We start from the raw sequence: 910 nt of genomic DNA, 5'->3' as shown, positions 1-910 counted from the left end.
GTCCTGCTCACGAGCTTCTCCGATGCGCGCCGACGTAGACTCGGTGCGCTGGTGCCCGAGGCGGTCACCTCGGCCGGACGGGAGGGGGTCGTCCGCGCGCTCCGGGCCTCGTACTCGACGGCGGTCGCCTTCCGCCGTGCCCTGCGCGGAGCGATCGCCCTGCAGGTGCCCGAAGGGCTCGGTGGAGTGCGGATCGTCACGCCCCGCTTCGTCGATCGTGCGCATGCGGCCGGCGTCGAGGTGCACGTCTGGACGGTCAACGAACCGGAACGGATGACGCGTCTCCTCGACCTCGGCGTGGACGGACTCGTCACCGATCGCGCCGACCTCGCCGTTCCGCTCGTCGCCGCACGAATCTGAGAATTCCCCGGCAATCACCCAGCCGCTGGAAGGGGAATGCCCAGCTTGATCGTTTATACCTGTAGACGATCGAGAGGAGTTACGCCATGGCGGACCGGAGCCTTCGGGGCATGCGAATCGGCGCGCAGAGCCTGCAGAGCGAGGACGGCGTGATCTTCGCCGACCGCGCCGATTACACCTACCGTTGCGAGACGTGCGGCCGCGAGACGGTTATGACGTTCTCCACCGAGGCAGAGCTTCCCGAGACGTGGGAGTGCAAGTACTGCGGCGCTGGGGCGACCCTGCTCGTCGACTCCAAGCCGGTCGAGATCGACCGCTCCGGCGAGAAGGTCGCGCGTACCCACTGGGACATGCTCCTCGAGCGTCGTACCCGTGCCGAGCTCGAGGAGCTCCTCGAGGAGCGACTCGCCTTCCTGCGCGCCCGTCGCGGCCAGCAGAAGATCGGCGCCTGAACCGGCTGACGCGTCTCCACGCTTCAGCGAGCGTCTGCGACCCGAGCATCGTCCATTCGGGTCGCGTCGCTGTTCTCGGACGACCGACGGTCGCCAGG

General features: G+C 68.2%; 2 protein-coding genes. Both read left to right on the top strand.

Annotated features, from left to right (window positions below; translation table 11 throughout):
• Positions 1–360 (top strand): glycerophosphodiester phosphodiesterase family protein (locus AC1DY2_RS20195; protein WP_476764036.1); only part of this gene is annotated, 360 nt, incomplete at its 5' end.
• A gap of 86 nt (positions 361–446) precedes the next feature.
• Entirely contained in the window at positions 447–812 is a 366-nt protein-coding gene (locus AC1DY2_RS20190; protein WP_159604868.1) for an RNA polymerase-binding protein RbpA, read from the top strand.
• Positions 813–910 lie beyond the last annotated feature (98 nt).

It is taken from the genome of Agromyces sp. P1_H4, assembly GCF_056405255.1.
This window is presented reverse-complemented; position numbering and strand designations above follow the sequence as displayed.

What these genes read in the sequence shown, in the direction of transcription:
- AC1DY2_RS20190 (WP_159604868.1), top strand. Translation starts at nt 447, where the DNA reads ATGGCGGACCGGAGCCTTCGGGGCATGCGAATCGGCGCGCAGAGCCTG.